This window comes from Schaalia sp. lx-260, assembly GCF_021083645.1.
In the GTDB taxonomy this organism is placed as follows: Bacteria; Actinomycetota; Actinomycetes; order Actinomycetales; family Actinomycetaceae; genus Pauljensenia.
The window spans coordinates 62,172-81,895 of sequence record NZ_JAJNRQ010000004.1 but is presented as its reverse complement, the minus strand read 5'-3'; the positions used below and the strand labels follow the sequence as shown (position 1 = coordinate 81,895).

General features: G+C 49.4%; 14 protein-coding genes. All 14 read left to right on the top strand.

Going from position 1 to position 19,724, the window contains the following annotated elements; translation table 11 throughout:
- The first annotated feature begins 89 nt into the window (after positions 1-89).
- The gene (gene cysS / locus LRP57_RS05930) at positions 90-1,553 is read left to right on the top strand and encodes a cysteine--tRNA ligase (RefSeq protein ID WP_231205617.1); all 1,464 of its coding nucleotides are present in this window, start codon (positions 90-92) and stop codon (positions 1,551-1,553) included.
- A 126-nt stretch (positions 1,554-1,679) separates the two neighbouring features.
- A complete protein-coding gene (rlmB, locus tag LRP57_RS05925; RefSeq protein WP_231205616.1) occupies positions 1,680-2,663 on the top strand; it encodes a 23S rRNA (guanosine(2251)-2'-O)-methyltransferase RlmB in 984 nt (327 codons plus the stop codon).
- 133 nt (positions 2,664-2,796) lie between these two features.
- On the top strand, positions 2,797-3,747 hold the full coding sequence (locus LRP57_RS05920) for an SPFH domain-containing protein (RefSeq protein WP_442984711.1): 951 nt from the start codon (positions 2,797-2,799) through the stop codon (positions 3,745-3,747).
- 71 nt (positions 3,748-3,818) lie between these two features.
- Positions 3,819-4,067, top strand: coding sequence for a hypothetical protein (locus LRP57_RS05915; protein ID WP_231205786.1), 249 nt, complete (start codon positions 3,819-3,821; stop codon positions 4,065-4,067).
- A 155-nt stretch (positions 4,068-4,222) separates the two neighbouring features.
- Entirely contained in the window at positions 4,223-5,506 is a 1,284-nt protein-coding gene (locus tag LRP57_RS05910) for an adenylosuccinate synthase (RefSeq protein ID WP_231205615.1), read from the top strand.
- Between the two features lie 382 nt (positions 5,507-5,888).
- Positions 5,889-6,851 carry a hypothetical protein gene (locus LRP57_RS05905; protein WP_231205614.1) on the top strand — a complete coding sequence of 321 codons (963 nt, stop codon included), beginning with the start codon at positions 5,889-5,891 and terminating at the stop codon, positions 6,849-6,851.
- A gap of 93 nt (positions 6,852-6,944) precedes the next feature.
- Entirely contained in the window at positions 6,945-7,712 is a 768-nt protein-coding gene (locus LRP57_RS05900) for an FABP family protein (RefSeq protein WP_231205613.1), read from the top strand.
- Positions 7,713-7,715: 3 nt separating this feature from the next.
- A complete protein-coding gene (gene ygfZ / locus LRP57_RS05895) occupies positions 7,716-8,900 on the top strand; it encodes a CAF17-like 4Fe-4S cluster assembly/insertion protein YgfZ (RefSeq protein WP_231205612.1) in 1,185 nt (394 codons plus the stop codon).
- 3 nt (positions 8,901-8,903) lie between these two features.
- Complete coding sequence (gene dtd, locus LRP57_RS05890; protein ID WP_231205611.1) at positions 8,904-9,329, top strand: D-aminoacyl-tRNA deacylase; 426 nt, start codon at positions 8,904-8,906, stop codon at positions 9,327-9,329.
- 263 nt (positions 9,330-9,592) lie between these two features.
- The gene (locus LRP57_RS05885) at positions 9,593-12,064 is read left to right on the top strand and encodes an ATP-dependent Clp protease ATP-binding subunit (protein WP_231205610.1); all 2,472 of its coding nucleotides are present in this window, start codon (positions 9,593-9,595) and stop codon (positions 12,062-12,064) included.
- Positions 12,065-12,306: 242 nt separating this feature from the next.
- A complete protein-coding gene (locus tag LRP57_RS05880; protein ID WP_231205609.1) occupies positions 12,307-13,065 on the top strand; it encodes a hypothetical protein in 759 nt (252 codons plus the stop codon).
- Between the two features lie 144 nt (positions 13,066-13,209).
- On the top strand, positions 13,210-15,957 hold the full coding sequence (gene asnB / locus LRP57_RS05875; RefSeq protein WP_231205608.1) for an asparagine synthase (glutamine-hydrolyzing): 2,748 nt from the start codon (positions 13,210-13,212) through the stop codon (positions 15,955-15,957).
- Between the two features lie 492 nt (positions 15,958-16,449).
- Entirely contained in the window at positions 16,450-16,647 is a 198-nt protein-coding gene (locus LRP57_RS05870) for a hypothetical protein (RefSeq protein WP_231205607.1), read from the top strand.
- A 298-nt stretch (positions 16,648-16,945) separates the two neighbouring features.
- Positions 16,946-19,561 (top strand): ATP-dependent Clp protease ATP-binding subunit, encoded by a 2,616-nt coding sequence (locus LRP57_RS05865; RefSeq protein WP_231205606.1) that lies wholly within the window; start codon positions 16,946-16,948, stop codon positions 19,559-19,561.
- Positions 19,562-19,724: the final 163 nt, after the last annotated feature.

The window sequence follows — 19,724 nt, the reverse complement described above, 5'->3', positions numbered from 1 at the left end:
TGTAGGCGTATTAGTTGAGTTTGTGTATCATATGTCCGATTCATCTGGCTGATACACGTGGGCAGTGCTGAGCCTATTACGATGGACCTATGACGTTACACATGTACGACTCACGAACCGCTCAGCTCCAACCGCTTCGTCCGATACGTCCAGAACATGTAGGAATTTACTTATGTGGTGCGACGGTTCAAGGTTCGCCGCATGTAGGGCACCTGCGTAGCGCTGTGGCCTTCGATACTCTGATTCGCTGGTTGAAGCGCAGTGGCTACGAGGTGACATATGTACGTAATGTCACCGATATTGACGATAAAATCCTCATGAAATCGGAGGAAGCAGACTGGCAATGGTGGGCATGGGCTTACCGTTTTGAACAGGAATTTGCGGCAGCTTACCGTGCTCTGGGGGTGATTCCACCGACATATGAGCCACGAGCAACAGGGCATATCCCCCAGCAGATTGCTTTGATTCAGCGTCTTATTGATCGTGGACATGCCTATGCTGATGGTCAAAATAATGTGTATTTCGATGTGCGTTCGCTTTCAGACTATGGTTCTTTAACTCGTCAGCGTCTTGAGGATATGCTCACCACAGAAGATCCTGCTCAGATTGATTCTTCACGTGAAGCAGGTAAACGTGACCCGCGTGATTTTGCCTTGTGGAAAGCAGCAAAAACATCTGAGCCAGAAACGGCTTCATGGGATTCACCATGGGGGCGAGGTCGTCCGGGATGGCACCTTGAATGTTCAGCAATGGCTTGTCATTACCTGGGTGAAGAATTTGATATTCATGGTGGAGGCATTGATTTGCGTTTCCCTCACCATGAAAATGAGCAGGCTCAATCACACGGGGCCGGGTGGAATTATGCGCGCCTGTGGGTTCACAATGCGTGGGTGACTACTCACGGTGAAAAAATGAGTAAATCCTTGGGAAATGTGTTGTCCTTGGATTCTTTGACACGCGATTATCCTGCCGTAGTCATCAGGTGGGCGCTGTCAACGGTGCATCATCGTTCCGCTATCGAATGGGGGCCGCAAACTTTACCTGCGGCAGCTTCGGCATGGGCAAAATTTTCTGGTTTTGTTGCGCGCACAATTGAGGTGGCTGGTCGTATTCCAGAAACGGAGGTGTGTTCATTAACGCCAGAGGATTTGCCGCGTGCTTTTACTGATGCGATGAATGATGATTTGAATGTGGCAGGCGCTCTTGCTGTGGTGTATGAGTACATGAAGCAGGGGAATGTGGCCCTCAATGATGGGGATGTGGAAGCGGTACGTCGAGCGCAACTGTATGTGCGTTCCATGCTTGATGTGTGGGGGTGTGATCCGGCTTGCGATCAGTGGAATGCTTCAACAAATAGTGCCGAGGCTTGCCTTGGCGTGACTGATAGGGGCGCTGAAGTTTTGGCGGCGCTGGTTGAAGCAACTATGGCTGATCGTGCTCAGGCTCGCGCACAGAAGGATTGGGCGCGTGCTGACGAATTACGTGATCGTTTAGCTGCTGCAGGTATTGTGGTTGAAGATGGGCGTGAAGGAGCCTCTTGGCATTTGGCTTAGGGTAAATATGCGTGTTGTGGGCAATATCGTGTCGGTTTTTGTCTGCGCGTGCAGGTAGGTCAGCTTTATGCTATTAAGCTGAATTGTTGTGTTATTGCGTGTACTTGTGGGAGTAGGAGTGTAGTAATGGCGGGTAATGATGGGCGTCGCGGTGCGGTACGTAAACCTGGCTCAAAGAAAGGGGCGACGGTTGGTACGGGAGGTCATTCGCGACGGCGTTTAGAGGGGCGAGGGCCGACTCCGAAAGCTGAAGATCGGACATATCATCCGGCGCATAAACGTAAGATTGCGCGTGAAAAACGTGAAGCTCAAGAAGCCGCGATTGCTCGTGCTCGTGCGAAGTCATCGATTAAGGTGCCCGAGGGGTATGAGCTTATTGCTGGTCGTAATCCGGTGGCCGAGGCTGTACGTGCCGGTGTTCCGTTGTCGCGTGTTTTCGTGATGGGGAATGTGAAAGATGATCGTGTAGAGGAAGTCGTTCGTCAGGCTACGGCTTTAGGCGCGCCCGTGTATGAGGTGACACGTCGTGATCTGGATGTGGCAACTGATGGTGCTGTTCATCAGGGTGTTGCTGTGGAGGTTCCTGCCTACGAGTACAGTGATGTTGCTGATCTTATTGCTGATTCTGTTCAGCAGGTGAATGCGCCTTTGTTGGTTGCTTTAGATCAGGTGACAGATCCGCATAATGTGGGGGCGGTTTTGCGTAGTGCCGGTGCTTTTGGTGCGGATGGTCTGATTTTGCCTGAGCGTCGGAGTGCGGGTGTGACGACGACTGCGTGGAAGGTATCGGCAGGGGCTGCTGCGCATGTGCCTGTAGCTCGCGCAACGAATTTGGTGCGTGCTTTAGAGGACTGTAAACGTGCAGGTTTCTTTGTTGTTGGACTTGATGGCGGCGGTGATGTTGAGCTACGTGATTTGGAGTTGGCGACGCTTCCTTTGGTTGTAGTTACTGGTGCTGAGGGTTCAGGTTTATCGCGTTTAGTGCGTGAAAAATGCGATCAGGTGGTGTCAATCCCGATTTCTTCGGTGGTGGAGTCTTTGAATGCTGCGGTGGCTACGGGTATTGCTTTATATGAGGTAATGTCAGTGCGCCGTGCGCATGAGGGGTGACGTTGCAGTGTGTGCCCGACGGTGTGTGAATGCCGTCGGGTTTTCTTTCATAAAAAAAGTGATATCATATATATATCACTTAAGAGGTTTTGACGCCCAGAGCGTATACGGCCTCTCTTAGAGGAAAGAAAAGATGATGAACAAACAAAAAGTTCAGACAATGCAAATACGCACCACTGATGGTGAAATCATTGAAAAACCTGCACTTAGCTACGGTTCAGGTTTGTCTTTCGTGTTCCTTCTGCTTGTTTTAACTTTACTTGCAGGCAGCATCTACGGATTTATCATGGCTGTACAAGCTACAGAGACAGATGAATCTGTGGCGGGAACTTATTTCGCTCTCTCGGCTGTAGTTTTTGGTGTTGTCCTGCTTTTTGGTCTGACATCACTGGATATAGTTTCCCCAGGACAAACCAGTGTCCGACAATTCTTCGGACGCTACATTGGCACTGTTCGCCGCACAGGTCTTGTATGGGTTCCGCCTTTAACCACCGGAAAGAAAGTATCCGTTAAAATACGCAACTTTGAAACTCAAGAACTCAAAGTAAATGACCTCGATGGTAACCCTATTAACATTGCAGCAATCGTGGTATGGAAAGTAGCTGACACAGCCCGAGCAGTTTACTCTGTTGAAAAATATGAAGAATTTATTCACACCCAATCAGAAGCAGCGCTCCGGCACGTCGCAACCATTCACCCCTACGACGAACCTGGCCCAGGTGAAACATCGCTACGCGGTGGAACTGATATCGTTTCCGCAGAGCTAGCTGCAGAACTATCAGCACGTGTTTCTATGGCAGGTCTTGAAATTGTCGAAGTACGCATATCGTCCTTGGCCTATGCCCCTGAAATCGCGCAAGCAATGTTGCAACGCCAACAAGCAGGTGCGGTAATCGCTGCGCGAGAACAAATCGTCGAAGGTGCAGTAACAATGGTCGATCAAGCACTGAAACGCCTTGAACAAGACGACATTGTGACCCTTGATGATGAACGAAAAGCGCAGATGGTATCCAACCTCCTTGTTGTCCTCTGCTCTGAACAAAACACAACCCCAGTTATTAATGCTGGCTCTTTGTACTCCTGACAGGAGATGGAGTGAGCGACAAAATAAAAGGGCGCGGCGATGACAAAGAACAACTGTTATCGCCCGCTTCCTTGCCTGAAAAAGCCAAGGAAGACCAGCGCCCACATACGCAAAAGAACACGCGAAAAAGTATCCTCCTGCGATTAGATCCTTTTGTTCATGACGCTCTGGCAAAATGGGCATCTGACGAACTAAGGTCAGTGAATGCGCAGATTGAAATTATTTTGCGACGTGCTCTCACACAAGCCGGACGCGAATATACAGCCGCGCCCCTGCGTTCACGTGGCCGCCCCTCAAAACAGAATGATATTTCTGAATAATACGCATAACTGTGCATGACGTGACTTACACGCACATCACTTTTACTGGCAGCGTTCGCAGTATTTCTCGACTACAATTCATGAGGTAGAACCACCGTTCTGCCTGCGTTGTGCCGAGGCATATTACGCAGAATCGGTTAAACAGGAGAACCACCATGCCAGCGGTGATCGTGCTCGGAGCTCAATGGGGCGATGAAGGCAAAGGTAAAGCCACAGATCAATTAGGTCAACGGACAGATGTGGTCGTAAAATTCAACGGCGGTAATAACGCAGGTCATACAGTTGTCATAGGTAAAGAAAAATACGCACTTCACCTCCTTCCAGCAGGTATCCTTTCGCAAGGAGTCACACCAGTTATTGGTAACGGGGTCGTCGTTGACCTTGAAGTTCTTTTCCAAGAACTCGAAGAAATGACATCGCGCGGTGTGGACGTATCACGATTACTTATCTCTGCCAACGCTCATATCATCCCCAGCTACAACCGCATCATGGATCGCGTCACCGAAAAATCATTAGGTGAACGGCAAATTGGCACCACTGGTCGCGGAATCGGCCCCACATACGCCGACAAAATGAACCGTATCGGTATCCGCATACAAGACCTTTTCGACCCATCCATTTTGCGACAAAAAGTACACAGCGCACTGTCTGGGAAGAACACAACCTTAGAGGCCTTCGGAGCCCAACCCATCAATCCAGATACCGTAGTGGAAGAACTCCTCTCCTACGCGGACCGGATTCGACCTATGGTTGTTGACGCATCATATGTGGTAAACAAAGCCCTCGACGAAGGAAAAACTGTCCTCTTTGAAGGAGGACAAGCCACAATGCTTGACATTGACCACGGCACCTATCCTTTCGTCACCTCATCAAATCCGACTGCCGGCGGCGCATTGACAGGCACAGGTGTTGGCCCCACTCGTATTGATGCGGTTGTTGGCGTGGCCAAAGCCTATACGACACGTGTTGGTGAAGGTCCTTTCCCCACAGAACTGACAAATGAAATAGGGCAAGCACTCCGTGGAAAAGGCAGAGAATTCGGTGTAACAACCGGACGTCCTCGCCGTTGCGGCTGGTTTGATGCCGTGGTAGTTCGCTACGCTGCTCGCATCAACGGATTAACAGATATTTGCTTGACGAAACTCGATGTCCTCACCGGATACGACACAATCCCCGTATGCGTGGCATACGACGTTGATGGCGTTCGCATGAATGAAATGCCAATGGATCAAACCTCATTCCACCACGCTATTCCCGTATACGAGGAAATGCCTGGGTGGACTGAAGACATCACAGGGATACGTCGCTACGAGGACCTGCCAGTGAATGCGCGCGCATATGTGGAACGTTTAGAGGAACTATGCAATTGCCGTATTTCCTCTATCGGCGTAGGACCAGGACGCGAAGCAACAATCGTGCGGACACCGATCTTCGCTTAAGAAAACTCATTTTCTGTGCGCTCACCGTAAAACTGCGGTGAGCGCATTGCTGTATAAACAATGCAACCTGATAAAACAAAAGCAACTACTCAGCGCAGAAAAAGCGTGACAGACATCCTGTAATCGGGGATCGTGTACGGAGAACTTCACAGTAAAGAAGAAAAACACCGAGCCGAAAGCGCCTGTCGGCGCGAAGGCCGCTCGTAGCGGCAGAGTGTGGAGCCCGGGGCTTAGCGACTCGGTGCCTGCCTATCTTACGACGATATATGCGTGAATGCTCACTGGGAAAAAATTTTGTGGAGAATAAACGAAAACAAGCGCATACCTATGTAAAGATACATACGTGGAAGCGGATGATACACGGAAGGTCCTGCCCGAAAATATGCAGGCCGAAATAGGTATTTCTCGTCGTGCCCGTGCTCAGGCGCACAAAAAATCATTTATTCACACAACCCTCATCCGCCCAGCAACTGCTGGCCCGATGACAGTAACTGTGCTGAGCATAGTAGCTGCCCTCACCTCGATTATCTCGAACGGGCACTGGCTCATGTTGACCATACCTGTCCTAGCAGCCATTCTTTTAGCACTGCAATGGCCGCAACTGACAGGCACCCCCACATCTGTCTTTGGTCAGGCAGGTATTGTTTTTGGTGCGCTTGTGTCCAATGTCGCGGTATCTGTAGTGAAAGACCTCTATTGGATCACACTATTAACGGCGCTCCTTGTAGTCCTTGTACTTATTGCTGAGGTTTTAAGTGCCCCACGTCCCATAGATCATTCACAGGTTTTTTCACGTGGAGAATCCGCAGGCACTAAGCGCATATCAACACATGTCGGATTTAGCCCCACATGGCCTACGCAAGCAACAACCGCGACAATCGTGGCTTCAGTAACAGGTCTCCTTATCGCAATGAGTGGCTCAACTTGGACCGGAATGAGCGTGTCACCGCGGTGGGCTTTCGCTATTCCCTTCACTGCTTTTACAGTGATTACTGCTTCATGGGCAATGCGTTTAGGCTCTCGCCAGTGGATTAATGTCCTCTGCTGTTTTACCTGCACTATCGCCGCAGGTATAGGTTCAATGATGTTTTTTGCTCAAGCAGTCCAAACCTCACGGATCAACGCGGTAATGCATGTACTTTCTTTCGGCGCAGGTACGTCACTTCATGTTGGAGTTGTGATTTTAGGTGTACTCCTTGGTGGCACTGTCGCTGTTGTTGTCACAGTAATTGACCGCTTATTTGCTGAACGGTGGGCCAGTAGCACCTCTCGCGCAGCAGCTATCGGAGCACTTATTTTCTTAACCGCCACATTCCCGATCTATGCTTTGATCCGCCTCGGTTAAACCTGACAAAACCACACGAAGGTAAAACACAGGCCGGTTGTAGGTGTATTGGCTCGCGTGGCGATTATTCCTGTACTGGGTACCCTAGTAGTCATGATGGTAATTCCAGATAATCTGCCTGCGAGTCTTGCGCCTCTTGCATGGATGCTTGGTTCATGGAAAGGCTGGGGAATGTATAGCGCCCAATTCCTCACCGACACATCCGCGCCCGCGCAAACCTCCCCTCGCGCACAAGCAGGGGAAGCAGAACACGCCAATGAGGAAAACGATCCTGAGGCATCAGACGACCAGCCTGTGATAGAAGAAATTCGATGCGACATCGTTGGCGACTACATGCGTATGACAACAACAATTCGTTACGCGCAGGTACGTGAAGGTATGAGTATTGACCCCGTATGGGATGCGCATACAGCTTTGAGCCTTATGGACGAAAGTGACATTCTATGGGAAGAAACATCCTATATTCACTTACTTCCCGGACAAGTTGATGTAACAACGCTTGCTCCTGGGCAGTACGCTCCCAGAGAACTGATGGGAACGAGTGCGACAACAACAGGGCTGGGCACGCTTTGGGCCGGTGTGTCTGTGGGTCCGCGAGTACAGCTTGTTTCTGATGCGATCGCGCGCGCACCGCAGGCTGATGACATTACGCACCTAGGGCGGATGTATGGGCTTGTGAATGGTGAAATGATGTGGACACAGGAATGTACACGCGCAGGCGCAGAAGTTGCGGTGGAACTATCAGGCCGCCTTATGCGCATATCTGAAGAACCTGAGGAAGCATATGCTGCTCCTGCCACATCAGGCACAGAACACACAAACACCGCAGGATTTTCCACCTCACCGACATTGGAACGCTAAAAAATGACATTGAACATTCCACGCACAGTTTTTCACGCTCATCCGCAGATAGTATGTGATGATGCTGCAGAAATAACCGTAGGTATTCCCTTACATTTTGGTGATCCTTCAGGTGAACAATGGGCAATTGAAGCAGGGGAAGGCATTCTTGACCGTTTAGACCTTGCAGCTGTTGTTGTGAGCGGGCCTGACCGACAGACGTGGTTGACCTCGTTGGCTTCTCAAAATGTCACAGGAATGGGTCCGGGAGATTCACGGGAAATACTGATTCTGGACCCGAATGGTCACATTGAATATGCGGCTGCCGCACTGGATGACGGCGAAAATACGTGGCTCATTACCGCTCGTTCTCACGCGGAAAAACTGGCTCAGTGGCTAATTTCTATGCAGTTCATGCTCCGCGTACACGTGTGTATCCGTGAAGATATTCGCCTATTTTCAACGGCTCATAAGCGCTCGCGCGAAGCAATCACGGACTGTGCTGGCTACCTGATGACGTGGGAAGACCCGTGGCCAGGTGTCCTTGATGGAGGCGCTTCCTACTTTTCTGGCGATCATCCGGCCAGTGGCCTACACATGATGATTCATGTTGTCACCCAAGATGCTGCGCACACTTTTGCGCATGAGTGGATTGCAGCAGGCCAGAAAAGACGGCCGGCTGGTTTTCTTGCATGGAATGCGATGCGAGTAGCTGCATGGAAACCTGATATTGCCTCCGAAGTTGATGAACGCACTATCCCGGCAGAACTGGACTGGTTACGGACAGCCGTTCACACCAAGAAAGGTTGTTATCGCGGTCAAGAATCTGTGGCCCGTGTCCTGAACTTAGGGCGGCCACCTCGTCGTTGTGTTTTCTTGCAACTTGACGGTTTCCGAGGGGATCTGCCCGCTTCGGGAGCGCGTATCACTTTCGGGGGGCGTGTCGTTGGGCGAGTGACATCATCAGCACGTCATGCCGATATGGGTCCGATTGCTCTTGCTGTCATTGCGCGTAATGTGCCTGCAGATGCAGTACTTGATATTGATGGTGTAGCAGCAGCGCAGGAACTGATTGTCCCCTTGGATGGGAAATCGTCAGTGTCTCCACGTGAGCGGCCAGGCGCGAATTTACGTAATCCGCTTTTACGTCGTCCTGATACTCCAGCTCTTGGCGGAGGCGGTGTCGTTGCCGCCTCAGGGGGTCAGTAAATTATGCGGGCTGTATTGCAACGTGTGAAGCAGGCGAGTGTGACAGTAGATGGGCAAGTTGTTGGGGCAATTGAAAGTGCCGGTGTGCTTGCTCTTATTGGCGTGACGCATACGGATGGGCCTGCTCAGGTTGACACGATTGTACGGAAAATAGCGGAATTAAGGATATTAGAGGGTGAAGTATCCCTCCAAGATGCTGGAGCGCCTGTACTTGTCGTCAGTCAATTCACATTGTATGGGGATACTCGTAAAGGCCGTCGTCCTTCGTGGAGCCATGCTGCGCCAAGTCACTATGCGGAGCCTTTGGTGCAGGCCGTTGTCCGTGGGTTACGGGACCGTGGTTTACATGTAGAAACGGGGCGTTTTGGCGCGATGATGGATGTGTCTTTAGTAAATGATGGGCCGTTTACTTTGCTTGTTGAAGCGTGAGTTGTGGCTGGTGGCCTGCGGGCGTGACCGCAGTGATGTGTTCCTTGCCGGTATAGCTTTGTCGATACACGAGTGGCAGTGATGTGTGCATGTAGGGTGTTCTTTTCACGCTCTGGGTGAACACGGACGCATCAATGTGCGCGGACCTTTAGGCTTGTAATCAATGAAAGTGTCGGAACGTATCTGCATATCACTGAGGCGCTATATAAACAGCGCTATGTGGCTCAGAAAAGCTGACATAGTTGAGAGGGGAAGGGCACATCATGTTTGAAAGGTTTACTGACCGAGCGCGGCGAGTTGTCGTCCTCGCGCAGGATGAAGCGCGAAGCCTGAACCATAATTACATTGGAACTGAGCATTTACTGCTGGGCCTCATCACTGAAGGTGAAGGGGTTGCTGCGAAAGCTTTAGAGATGGTTGAGGTGAAGCGTGACGATGTGCGCGCTGCCGTGATTGACGCAATTGGTGAAGGTCAAAAGCCAGTGGAAGGGCATATTCCTTTCACTCCACGTGCGAAACGTGTTTTTGAATTATCTTTACGTGAAGCCTTGCAACTAGGACACAATTACATTGGGACGGAACACCTTTTATTGGGCTTGCTCAAAGAAGGCGAAGGTGTTGCTGCTGAGGTGTTAGCAAAGCTTGATGTTGACTTAAGTAAGTTACGTGAGACAGTGATTCAACTGTTGTCCGGATACCAGCGTGCTACTGATGGTGAAGGCCGCGAAAGTGTAGGCGTAGGTGGCGGAGTAGCATCAGGACCAGAGCGCGCTAATTCTGCGATTCTTGAACAATTTGGACGGAATCTTACGCAGGCTGCCCGTGAAAACAAGCTGGACCCCGTTATTGGTCGCCGTACTGAGATGGAACGTGTCATGCAGGTTCTTTCACGGCGCACAAAAAATAACCCTGTCCTCATTGGTGAACCTGGTGTTGGTAAGACAGCGGTTGTTGAAGGTTTAGCGCAAGCAATTGTTCATGGTGATGTCCCTGAAACCATTAAGAATAAACAGATTTACTCATTGGATATGGGTTCTTTGGTAGCGGGTTCACGTTATCGCGGTGACTTTGAGGAACGCTTAAAGAAGGTTCTGAAAGAAATCCGCACACGCGGTGACATTATTTTGTTTATCGACGAGATTCATACGTTGGTTGGTGCAGGTGCTGCTGAAGGTTCAATTGATGCGGCTCAGATGTTAAAGCCTATGCTTGCCCGTGGTGAGCTTCAAACTATCGGTGCAACAACAAACGATGAGTACCGTAAGTACATTGAAAAAGATGCTGCTTTGGAACGTCGTTTCCAGCCTGTGAAAGTGGAAGAACCTTCCGTTGCTGAAACCACGGGGATTTTGAAAGGGCTGCGGGATCGTTACGAAGCTCATCATCGTGTGATTATCACTGATGGGGCAATTGAAGCAGCTGCGGAGCTTGCTGACAGGTATATTTCAGATCGTTTCTTGCCGGACAAAGCCATTGATCTGATGGATGAGGCTGGGGCGCGTATGCATATTGCGCGTATGACTGCGCCACCGGAGTTACGTGAATTGGATGAGAAGATCGCGCAGGTTCGTCGTGAAAAAGAATCAGCTATCGACGATCAGGACTTTGAAAAAGCTGCTTCGTTGCGTGATGAAGAGTCCTCTTTAACGCAGGAACGTCAAAATAAAGAGGAAGCATGGAAGGGCGGGGCTTCTGATGAGCTTGCTGAGGTAACGGAAGATGAAATCGCTGAGGTTTTGGCGATGTCTACCGGTATTCCAGTCTTTAAGTTGACGCAAACAGAATCCGCGAAACTTTTGCGTATGGAAGAAGAACTGCATAAGCGTGTTATCGGTCAGGATGAGGCTGTTAAAGCACTATCCCAGTCGATTCGTCGTACACGTTCCGGTTTGAAGGATCCGAAACGTCCGGGTGGTTCTTTCATTTTTGCTGGCCCGACGGGTGTGGGTAAGACTGAGTTAGCTAAAGCGCTCGCTGAGTTCCTCTTTGGTGATGAGGATGCTTTGATTCAGCTTGATATGTCGGAATTTTCTGAAAAGCACACGGCTTCTCGTATGTTCGGTGCTCCTCCGGGTTATGTTGGCTATGATGAAGGTGGCCAGTTGACCGAGAAGGTTCGTCGTCGTCCATTCAGTGTTGTTCTTTTTGATGAGGTTGAAAAGGCGCATCCGGATATTTTCAACTCCCTATTGCAAATCCTTGAAGAAGGTCGTTTGACTGATTCGCAGGGTCGTAAAGTGGACTTTAAGAACACTGTCATCATTATGACAACGAACTTGGGGACGCGGGATATCAATAAAGGTGTTCTGACGGGCTTCCAGTCTGCTGATAATTTGACGCATGATTATTCGCGGATGAAAGCGAAAGTTGCAGAAGAACTTAAGCAGCATTTCCGTCCCGAGTTTTTGAACCGTGTGGATGACACGATCGTGTTCCCACCGCTCACGAAGGAACAGATCACTCAGATCGTTGATTTGATGATTGCTCAGCTTGCGATCCGTATGGAAGCTCAGGATATGAAACTTCAGCTCACAGATGAGGCTCGCGCTTTGTTAGCTGATCGTGGTTTTGATCCTGTTTTGGGTGCGCGTCCTTTGCGTCGAGCGATTCAACGTGACATTGAGGATGCTTTGTCTGAGCGTATTTTGTTCGGTGACATTGTTGCGGGGCAGGTTGTGACGGTCGGCGTGAGCGGCGAAGGGTTTGACCGAGAATTCACGTTTAACGGTCAGTGAATGTGAATCAGGTGTGTCAGATTTTCATTGAGTCGATACTTTTGCGGGCAGTGCGACTGGTGTTTATCTGACGGTTCAGAAAGGTTCACCTGTTGGCATGGAACATATGACATATGTGATGTGACAGTGTGAACGTTTCTCATGTGTGGGCCGTGTAGCTCTTAGGCTGCGCGGCTCACCTTTTCCCCGCTATTGTGTGGTCTAATGGATGTGCATTCCCATGTTGCAGGAGGCGTACTTTTATGGCTGATCTTTCCGAAGAACCACGTTACGGCCGACGTGTCAGCCCTTCACAGGAGGGTGCTCACGCCTCGGCTCATTCTTCAACATATGAGGGGAATGATGGTGCAGGTTCAACGCCTTGGCCTCAATATGGTGAGGTGAATCCGCAGGGTCCGTTACCTGTTCCTCAATTTCAGGGTGGGCCAACTGGTGTTCCCGTGGGGCATCAGCTGTATGCTGCTCCAGCGTATTCTGGCCCCTCGTTGCCTTCACGTGCTCCTTCGGTGTGGATTGTGGTGTTGGGCCTGTTCGTCATGTTCCTTGTGGCTCCTCTGGTTTTCTTGGGGTCATTAATGGTGAATGGCTCGCTTATGGAAAAGGTATCCACTGTTCGTACATTGAATAATGGTGACATGGTGAGTGTGGATGCTTCGGGTTCGTATTTTGTGGCGGCTTCGCGTCCTGATGTCTATTCCTGCACGATGACAGGGCAGGACGGTGTGGCGCATCCGATGGAAACGACCTCACTAATGGCAGGTTTTCAGATCTATGATTTGGAGGCGGGGAGCTACGCGCTGACCTGTGAAGGTGAGGGGAGTTTTACCTTGGAGGGGATGAGTTTCTACTCTCAGGAAAATATCCTTGATTTCGGTACGCGCGCATTTGTGTGGGCTTCTATTGTAGGACTGTGTGGAATTATTGTTACTGTTGTTGGTGTCGTGAAGTTGCTTCATGTGAATAGGCGACGAAATTCTATACGTGCAGGTTTAAGATTGTAGCAATCCATGTATATTGTTGGCATCATCAGATGACGCTTCTAGGATGACGGTGTCTTTATCCGAATTTATGCGTTGCTCAGTGGGTTCTTTCCTGACCAGCCCGTATAGTTCACAAGAAAGACGAAAAGAGTAGGACGGCAAGATATGTGCGGAATCGGTGGCTATTACGGTCATGACCCTCGGTTAAAACAGGACATTCTTGAATTAATGAATGCATGTCAGTGTCATCGTGGGCCAGACGGTCAAGGTGTGTTCACTGATGAAGGTGTGGGACTTTCTCACCGTCGCCTAGCGATTTTGGCACGTGAAAGTGGCGCTCAGCCAATGACAAGTGCTGATGGTCGTTACACCATCATCTACAACGGTGAATGCTACAACTACTTACCGTTGAGAGCAGAACTTGAAGCCGCAGGCGTGCATATGCGAACGGACTCTGACACGGAGGTAGTCCTCGAAGGCTTTGCCACGTACGGGTCGGCTTTTTTTGATCGTATGGATGGCATGTGGGGTGTGGCAATTTGGGATAGCGTTGATCGTGTCCTCACATTGTCGCGTGACCATTTTGGTATTAAGCCGCTGTACATCGCAGATTTGTCACAGCAAATGGACGCGCCATCTACGCAGGGTCCAAATATTGTCTTTGCTTCTGAACTGAAAACAATTCTTGCAACCGGTTTGGTTGCACGTCGCGCTGATGACCGCACAGTGTACCGCTACTTAGCTTTCCGTATTCATGAAGATAATCCGCGCACATTCTTCCGTGGAATTACGCGTCTCATGCCAGGTGAAATGGTGACGGTAAGTGAAGACGGTATTGAGTACTCGTCATACACTTCCCTGAAAGAGGAATTACGCGCCGCTGCTCAGATTAATCGTCCTTTAGACGCGGAGACTGTGCGCGAGTATCAAGAACGCCTCGTAGAATCTGTCCGTGAACGCTTGCAATCTGAAGTTCCTGTGGGCACCTCATTATCGGGTGGTTTAGATTCGACAACAGTTGCCCTCATCATTAATCAAATGCTTTCACAAGGCGCTGATCGTTCCACTTCGGCTGTGGGTGCGCGTCAAAATACTTTCTCTGCTGTTTTCCCAGGTTCGCTCAATGATGAGGAACGCTATGTGGATGATGCTTTGGCTGCATGTGAAGGGCATGTGCAGGCACATAAGATTTACCCAAGCGCGGACCAGTTCAAAAATGACATGGTTGATTTTGTGCGCACGCAGGAAGAACCCACTATTTCAACGGGTCCTTATGCGCAATATGTAGTGATGCGTGAGGCCGCGAAATCTGTCACGGTACTTTTGGATGGTCAGGGTGCTGATGAAATGATGGCCGGTTATATCCCGTATTATTTCGTCTATTTCCGACAGTTACGCGCGCAGGGTCGTCATGCGGCTTTAGCGGCGGAAGTGGCGCGTAGCGCTGATGTTCTGGCGCGTCTGGGGCGTTTTACTGCGATGGATAAGGTGCGTCGCCGCAGGCCGGTTCATGCGCATACGTTATTTAATCAAGATTTTGCACAGCGTTATGCGGATGAGCGTATGGATGTGGTGCGCGATAACTTAAAAGAGCGCCTGATTCAGGATCTTTTCCATAATTCTTTGCCTTCGCTGCTGCGCTATGAGGACCGTAATACTATGCGTTTCTCTTTGGAAGGGCGGGTGCCTTTCCTTGACAAGGACACGGTGAAGTTCCTCTTTTCTCTTTCTGATGAGGCGATTATTACCTCCGGTTGGAATAAGAACGTACTGCGTCGAGCGGTAGCAGGTTTGGTTCCGGATTCTATTCGTTTGCGTCGTAATAAGATTGGTTTTACTACTCCTGAAGATGAATGGTTCCGCCGTATCAAGGGTGAAATTTTTGATATTTTGTCCTCGCGTTCCTTTGGGCAGCGTCCGTGGTTCAATCAAGCGGAAGTTTTGAAAACTTTTGATGATTTTATTAATGGGCGTAATGATGCTTCGACTATGCTGTTCTGGCGTTTAGTTAATGTGGAATTGTGGGCGCGTATCTATTTGGATAGTGACGATTTAGGCGCTGACTTAGATGCGGGTCATGATGCGCGTGATTTGTCTGAGCATGGCAAGTTTTTGCCGCCGGATGCGCATACTCCTTTGGAAGCAAATGAAGGCAAGCAGTTGGATATTGTTTTGCCTGATGGCACAGTATCGCGTCGTTATCCATTGCAGACAGAAAAGTTTTCTGCGGACAGTGATATGGACACGGAAATTACGCGCTATGTGACGGATTTTTTCAAGGATTTGGAATCTTTGGGTGATGAGGATGATCGTGTAGCTACGCAGGGGCGCCGATGGAATCTCACTGTTTCAGAAAAAATCATTGCGATTATGCAGGGACGTTCGTGGTTTGTTTGGGAAGTGAAACCTTCGTTTGCTGCGAAACAGTTGTCAAAGTGTGTGACGCGCACGCCGGCTGGTATTGGTTTAGGTGATCCAGTGACGATGCAGCTTGCAATTGATGAGGCTGGTTTGGGTCGTATTTTGTATGCTGCGGCTGGCAGTGTTGTAGGTAAGCTTCGTGGTAAAAAGGGTGTTTTCTACGATTTAGCAGGTGCGAATGTGCGTGCTATTGATGGTCCTACGGAGTATTCGGTGTATCCGTCGAATGTATCGGCGAAGTTGCCACCGAAAGATCCTGATGCAGTGGCACAGCATTTAACTGCGATTATTCGTGAGGCGGTCCCTGAATCTTTCCGTGATACTTTCGATGGGGTTGTCGTGATGGATGCGAATGATATTGGTCGTAATGTTTTAGGTTTACATGCGGGTTTGTCAGCTGAGCATTATGAGCTGCAATTTGCTGATAATCCGTTGGGTCAGGGCAGTCAGCAAACTCCAATGGCTGTGGTTTTTGATCGTGATGAGATGTAGTAGATGGGCTGTGTCCTTATTGCTGTGCTCTATAAGGGGTGGTGACGGCTAGGGGCGCGCTATGTGTGCGAGTGTCACGGTGAGGCTGTGTTCTTGCCGTGGCATTCGTGTATGTGGTGGCCTATCGTTGCGTGTCAATGTGTAGCATTGAGGTATTTTTTAGGTTTCGTCCTGTCTGGAATGTGTCGTGGGTTTCGTATGTTGATATAGTGGGCGAAAATCATGAATTAATTAAATATTTATTTAATAATTATTCGTGATTATGATGTGAATGTGTCTGTGGAGGTTTGATGAAAAATCGCCTTTATTCAACTATATTTGCTACAGTTCTTTTGTTTAGTGAATAACACTAATTATCAGCTAAATAGAGCGAATAGTGCGAAGATTTATCGGAGCATTCAGGAATGGTGTAATAGTAATTCGTTAACCTGCTCGGTGGGAACGATGATAGCTGGAAGCGTTCTTTCATCAATTTTTTCATAGGTGATAATGATGCGTCGTGTAACTTACATGGTGAGTATGGGTTCTTACATGATTTTTCAGGTGTTTTTCGCAATAGTTTCTGATTGGGCGCTACTTAACCGCTTACTGCTGAGCTTGTTGCTGGCTTTGCTCCTTATGCGTATCCTGCGACCATTTATTTATCGATGGTATGCAAATAGGGGACTTGTAGAAGGTGAACATCGTTAAGGAGTCACCTGCTTGTTATGTGTGCGAGTGTCACGGTGAGACTATGTTCTTGCCGTGACATTCGTGTATGTGGGTGTCGGTTGCGATAGGTGAATGTTCTTTTGTGGAAAAGAATTCCGCTATCCACAGCCTATATTTTCGTCATGCAAAAGAAAGTTGAGCGTACTAGACTCAACTTTATGAAGATGTGGTGAAAATACAAAATCACCACCCACATGCAGGCAGAAATCGAATATGACCCATAAAAACCTTCATCATTCCTCTTTCTGACTGCTCAGATAACAGAACTGGGGGAAAGATGACTGACACATTCACAACAAAAGCAGGGCAAGCTATCGCCTCAGCCCTCCAGAGTGCTCAAAGCGCAGGAAATCCAGAAGTCACAGCAACGCATATACTTCACGCACTTATGGAACAGCATGATGGGATCGCGCTCTCCCTGCTGGATGCAATCGGAGCGGACCGGCAGCACATAAGCGCGCAAGTACGACAAGAGCTAGCCAACCTCCCCTCACAGATAGGAAACACTACTCAGCCTCGTACCCACACTGATGTCGCACACATCATTGCTGATGCGCAAAAAAGAGCAAAAGATGGCGGAGATCAGTACGTATCAACCGAACACCTGCTTATCGCTCTGACAGCCAGCACAAGCGAAGCAGGTCAGATTCTTACTCGTAATGGCGTAACGGTCAGTGCCCTCGAAAATGCATTACGCAATTTACGTCCACTGCCAGTGACTTCCCCAAATCCGGAAGGAACATATGAAGCCCTGAGTAAATACGGCCGTGACCTCACTGAAATGGCGCGTGAAGGAAAACTAGACCCCGTTATTGGGCGTGACACGCAGATACGACGTGTCATCCAAGTACTATCACGACGTACAAAAAATAATCCCGTCCTTATCGGTGAACCTGGTGTCGGTAAAACAGCCGTTGTTGAAGGACTTGCGCAACGCATTGTCGCAGGTGACATTCCGCAGTCCCTGCGTGAGAAACGACTGATAGCCCTCGACTTAGCATCTATGGTTGCAGGGGCTAAATATCGCGGCGAATTCGAGGAACGACTCAAAGCAGTCCTCGCAGAAATCGAACAATCCAACGGTGAAGTCATTACTTTCATTGACGAACTACACACTGTGGTTGGTGCAGGCGGTGGAGCAGAAGGTGCCATGGATGCCAGTAATATGCTCAAACCCATGCTGGCGCGCGGTGAACTGCGTATGGTGGGCGCGACAACGCTCGATGAGTACAGAGAAAATATCGAAAAAGACCCTGCTTTAGAACGGCGTTTCCAACAAGTATTTGTCGATGAACCATCCGTTGAGGACACGATTGCTATTTTGCGTGGAATCGCGCCGAAATACGAAGCGCACCATAAAGTGACAATTTCTGATGGTGCGCTCGTGGCGGCTGCTCAGTTGTCACACCGCTACATTACAGGCAGGCAGTTACCTGATAAAGCAATTGACCTTATTGATGAGGCAGCTTCACGTCTACGTATGGAACTTGATTCCAGCCCCGTTGAAATTGACGAACGTCGCCGCAGCGTTGATCGTCTGCGGATGGAAGAATCATATCTGACGCAATCTGACCCAGATGGGAAAGACAACGCCACACAAGAACGTTTAATGAAACTGCGTGCTGACCTTGCTGATGAGCAAGAAGAACTCGCTGCCCTTACTGCCCGATGGGAAACTGAAAAGGCCGGACATAACCGTGTAGGTGATTTACGTGTCCAACTCGATGAACTGCGTACAGCCCTTGACCTTGCGATTCGTGAAAACCGTTGGGACGAGGCAGGCCGCCTACAAAATGGTGAGATTCCCGCAGTGGAGCGTCAAATCGCTCAAGCGCAAGAACATGAAGCGCATACAACGGATATGCGAACAACAGATGCAACAGAACCAATGATTGCTGAAAAAGTTGGTCCCACTGAAATTGCTGAAGTTGTTCAAGCGTGGACAGGTATTCCGACAGGGAAACTATTGCAAACAGAAACAGAACGATTGCTCCATATGGAAAAAGTAATCGCTCAACGGCTGATAGGACAAGAAAAAGCCGTTGCCGCAGTGTCACATGCGGTGAGGCGTTCACGTGCCGGTATCGCAGATCCTGACCGTCCAACAGGATCATTCTTATTCCTTGGGCCAACAGGTGTCGGTAAAACAGAGCTGGCAAAATCGCTCGCAGAATTCCTCTTTGACGATGAAGGTGCAATGGTTCGTATCGACATGAGTGAATATTCAGAGAAACACTCTGTGTCGCGTCTGGTCGGTGCCCCTCCGGGATATGTAGGCTACGAACAAGGTGGGCAGCTCACTGAAGCTGTGCGTCGTCGCCCGTACTGTGTAGTCCTTCTTGACGAGGTAGAAAAAGCTGACCCGGAAGTTTACGATATCTTGCTTCAAGTCCTTGATGATGGGCGTTTAACGGACGGTCAAGGGCGTACCGTTGATTTCCGTAATGTTGTACTCATCTTGACCTCGAATCTGGGTTCGCAATACTTAGCAGACCCCGTACTAGGTGAAGAAGAAAAACGCGAACAAACAATGGCTATCGTTCGCCACTCATTCAAACCGGAATTTGTGAATAGGCTGGATGAGATTGTTTTCTTTGACCCATTATCACTTCAAGAAATCAACAGCATCGTTGATCTGATGGTCGCTGATCTAGGTAAACGTTTATCTGATCGTAGGATTACCCTACACGTGGATGACGCGGCGAAAGCATATGTGTCCTCACGTGGTTATGACCCGGCGTATGGAGCACGACCGTTGAAGCGTTTTATTCAGCGCGAAATCGGTGACCCATTAGCGCGTCTGCTACTGGCAAATAAAGTCACAGAAGGCGATACCATCGTGGTGACACGTGCTGAGGACTCTCAGGCATTATCACTGGAAGTACGACAGTGAAATCCTGAGCGTGCCTCTGGTTGCTCTCATCATTATTTCCGCTTGCGTTCCCCATTGTTTTTCTGACAAAAACAACATAAAGGAAATAAGCGTGCGGAAACCTGAAACAGTTCTGATCGCCTCCTATAACACCTGCGGCCCTCCTGAATCAGTTCGGCAAGCT

What these genes read in the sequence shown, in the direction of transcription:
- LRP57_RS05880 (WP_231205609.1), top strand. Translation starts at nt 12,307, where the DNA reads ATGGCTGATCTTTCCGAAGAACCACGTTACGGCCGACGTGTCAGCCCT.
- asnB (WP_231205608.1), top strand. Translation starts at nt 13,210, where the DNA reads ATGTGCGGAATCGGTGGCTATTACGGTCATGACCCTCGGTTAAAACAG.
- rlmB (WP_231205616.1), top strand. Translation starts at nt 1,680, where the DNA reads ATGGCGGGTAATGATGGGCGTCGCGGTGCGGTACGTAAACCTGGCTCA.
- LRP57_RS05885 (WP_231205610.1), top strand. Translation starts at nt 9,593, where the DNA reads ATGTTTGAAAGGTTTACTGACCGAGCGCGGCGAGTTGTCGTCCTCGCG.
- LRP57_RS05905 (WP_231205614.1), top strand. Translation starts at nt 5,889, where the DNA reads ATGCAGGCCGAAATAGGTATTTCTCGTCGTGCCCGTGCTCAGGCGCAC.
- LRP57_RS05920 (WP_442984711.1), top strand. Translation starts at nt 2,797, where the DNA reads ATGATGAACAAACAAAAAGTTCAGACAATGCAAATACGCACCACTGAT.
- LRP57_RS05870 (WP_231205607.1), top strand. Translation starts at nt 16,450, where the DNA reads ATGCGTCGTGTAACTTACATGGTGAGTATGGGTTCTTACATGATTTTT.
- LRP57_RS05910 (WP_231205615.1), top strand. Translation starts at nt 4,223, where the DNA reads ATGCCAGCGGTGATCGTGCTCGGAGCTCAATGGGGCGATGAAGGCAAA.
- dtd (WP_231205611.1), top strand. Translation starts at nt 8,904, where the DNA reads ATGCGGGCTGTATTGCAACGTGTGAAGCAGGCGAGTGTGACAGTAGAT.
- ygfZ (WP_231205612.1), top strand. Translation starts at nt 7,716, where the DNA reads ATGACATTGAACATTCCACGCACAGTTTTTCACGCTCATCCGCAGATA.
- LRP57_RS05900 (WP_231205613.1), top strand. Translation starts at nt 6,945, where the DNA reads ATGATGGTAATTCCAGATAATCTGCCTGCGAGTCTTGCGCCTCTTGCA.
- LRP57_RS05865 (WP_231205606.1), top strand. Translation starts at nt 16,946, where the DNA reads ATGACTGACACATTCACAACAAAAGCAGGGCAAGCTATCGCCTCAGCC.
- cysS (WP_231205617.1), top strand. Translation starts at nt 90, where the DNA reads ATGACGTTACACATGTACGACTCACGAACCGCTCAGCTCCAACCGCTT.